Origin of the sequence: Streptomyces sp. SID14436, from assembly GCF_010548465.1 — a bacterium.
Classification (GTDB): Bacteria; Actinomycetota; Actinomycetes; order Streptomycetales; family Streptomycetaceae; genus Streptomyces.
The window spans coordinates 1-2656 of the sequence record NZ_JAAGMD010000218.1 but is presented as its reverse complement, the minus strand read 5'-3'; the positions used below and the strand labels follow the sequence as shown (position 1 = coordinate 2656).

At 74.8% G+C, this 2656-nt stretch carries 2 protein-coding genes and 1 pseudogene; 2 read left to right on the top strand and 1 reads right to left on the bottom strand.

Annotation, left to right across the window (positions count from 1 at the left end; all coding sequences use genetic code 11):
• Positions 1–166: 166 nt before the first annotated feature.
• Both cobA and G3I53_RS07970 read left to right on the top strand, forming a co-directional pair.
• Positions 167–1393 (top strand): uroporphyrinogen-III C-methyltransferase, encoded by a 1227-nt coding sequence (gene cobA, locus G3I53_RS07975; RefSeq protein ID WP_164337721.1) that lies wholly within the window; start codon positions 167–169, stop codon positions 1391–1393.
• A 69-nt stretch (positions 1394–1462) separates the two neighbouring features.
• Entirely contained in the window at positions 1463–2281 is an 819-nt protein-coding gene (locus tag G3I53_RS07970; RefSeq protein WP_164337722.1) for an RNA methyltransferase, read from the top strand.
• Between the two features lie 46 nt (positions 2282–2327).
• On the opposite strand, the pseudogene G3I53_RS33695 reads toward G3I53_RS07970, so the two are convergent.
• Positions 2328–2656, bottom strand: a pseudogene (locus tag G3I53_RS33695) (hypothetical protein); the annotation flags it as partial.

The window sequence follows — 2656 nt, the reverse complement described above, 5'->3', positions numbered from 1 at the left end:
GGGGGCGCGGGCGGGACACCCGCGGCGCCCCGCCGCCGACCCCGCTCACCCGCCGCATGCCGGGCAGCCCGCCGGAACCGCGCCGCACCGGTCTAGAATCCGCACGTCAGGGCCGCTCCAGTGCCGCAGCGCCCACCACACGCCGCCCTCACGAGGAGCCGACCCCATGGCCGAACACCCCGCCTACCCCGTGGGCCTCCGTCTCAGCGGTCGCCGCGTGGTCGTCCTCGGCGGCGGCCAGGTCGCCCAGCGCCGCCTCCCGTCCCTGATCGCGGCGGGCGCCGACATCCTCCTGGTGTCGCCCGAGGTCACCCCGTCCGTCGAGGCCATGGCCGACGCCGGTGAGATCACCTGGGAGCGGCGCGGCTACGCGGAGGGCGACCTCACCGGCGCCTGGTACGCCCTCATCGCCACCAGCGACCCCGACGCCAACACCCGCGCCTCGGCGGAGGGCGAGCGCAACCGGATCTGGTGCGTGCGCGCCGACGACGCCGACGAGGCCACCGCCTGGACGCCGGCGACCGGCCACAGCGAGGGCGTCACGGTGGCCGTCCTCACCACCGACGCCAAGGGCCGGGACCCGCGCCACACCGCCGCCGTCCGCGACGCCGTGGTCGAGGGACTGCGCGACGGCACCCTCGTCGCCCCGCACCACCGCACCCGCACCCCGGGCGTCGCCCTGGTCGGCGGCGGCCCCGGCGACCCGGACCTGATCACCGTGCGCGGCCGGCGGCTGCTGGCCGAGGCCGACGTCGTCATCGCCGACCGGCTCGGCCCGCGCGACCTGCTCGCCGAACTGCCGCCGCACGTCGAGGTGATCGACGCGGCGAAGATCCCGTACGGGCGGTTCATGGCCCAGGAGGCCATCAACAAGGCGCTCATCGAGCACGCCCGGCAGGGCAAGGCCGTGGTCCGCCTCAAGGGCGGCGACCCGTACGTCTTCGGGCGGGGCATGGAGGAACTCCAGGCGCTCGCCGAGGCGGGCGTCCCCTGCACCGTCGTCCCCGGCATCTCCAGCTCCATCTCGGTCCCGGGCGCGGCCGGCATCCCCGTCACCCACCGCGGGGTGGCACACGAGTTCACCGTGGTCAGCGGCCATGTCGCGCCCGACGACGAGCGGTCCCTGGCGGATTGGCCGTCCCTGGCGAAGCTGGGCGGCACCCTGGTTGTCCTGATGGGCGTCGACAAGATCGGCCGGATCGCCGAGGCCCTGATCGAACACGGCAAGTCCCCCGACACCCCGGTCGCCCTCGTGCAGGAGGGCACCACGGCCGCCCAGCGCCGGGTCGACGCCACCCTCGCGACCGTCGGCGAGACCGTGGTCCGCGAGGAGGTCAGGCCGCCCGCCGTCATCGTCATCGGCGAGGTCGTCGGCGTGGGCCCCGCGGCCTGAAGTAACCCTCGGTAACGCGACCGATCCCAGCCGTTGGCACCGCACCCAGGACAAGGCAGTATCACCCCCGTGGCCGATCTCATCACCGTCTCGGACCCCGACGACCCCCGCCTGCGCGACTACACGGGCCTGACCGACGTCGAACTGCGCCGCAGGCGCGAACCCGCCGAGGGACTCTTCATCGCCGAGGGCGAGAAGGTCATCCGCCGGGCCAAGGACGCCGGGTACGAGATGCGGTCCATGCTGCTCTCGGCCAAGTGGATCGACGTCATGCGTGACGTCATCGACGAACTCCCCGCCCCCGTCTACGCCGTCACCCCCGAACTGGCCGAACGCGTCACCGGCTACCACGTGCACCGCGGCGCCCTCGCCTCCATGCAGCGCAAGCCCCTGCCCGCCGCGGCCGACCTGCTGCGGAGGGCCCGCCGGGTGGTCGTCATGGAGTCCGTGAACGACCACACCAACATCGGTGCCGTCTTCCGCTCGGCCGCCGCCCTCGGCATGGACGCGGTGCTGCTCTCCCCGGACTGCGCCGACCCCCTGTACCGCCGCAGCGTCAAGGTCTCCATGGGCGCGGTCTTCTCCGTGCCCTACGCCCGGCTGGACTCCTGGCCCAAGGGCCTGGAATCGGTCCGCGAGGCGGGCTTCACCCTCCTCGCCCTCACCCCGGACGAGAAGGCCCGGCCCCTCGACGAGGCCGCCCCGCACCGGATGGACCGGGTGGCGCTCATGGTCGGCGCGGAAGGGGGCGGACTGTCCACCCAGGCCCTCGTCGCGGCCGACGAGTGGGTGCGCATCCCGATGGCGCACGGCGTCGACTCCCTCAACGTCGGCGCGGCCGCCGCGGTCGCCTTCTACGCGGTCGCCACGGGACGCCCGGGGGCCTGACACCCACAAATCAAAGGCGCAACTCCCCGCCGAACCGGGCAGTCGGTCAGTCCCCGCGCTCCATCGCCGACACGTGCCGCTCGGACAGCGGCGGGCCGTCGCCCGGAGGCAACACCCGCCGCTCGTCCCGTTGCTGCGTGCGCACGTCGTCGCCGGTGCCGCCGCCGTGCCCCTGGGCGCGGGCCTGGCAGCCCTGCACCAGGGCGATACCGAGGGCCACCACCAGCGTCACCACGACGAACACGAACAGCCGCTGGCGCAGCAGCCGGGGATTGGCCGGCCGCAGCCGGGTCCCCGTGGTCCGCTGCCCCGGACGGCGCGCTCCCGTACCCGGCCGCGTGCCGCGCCCGGCGGGCGTCGGCCGGGACCCGGACC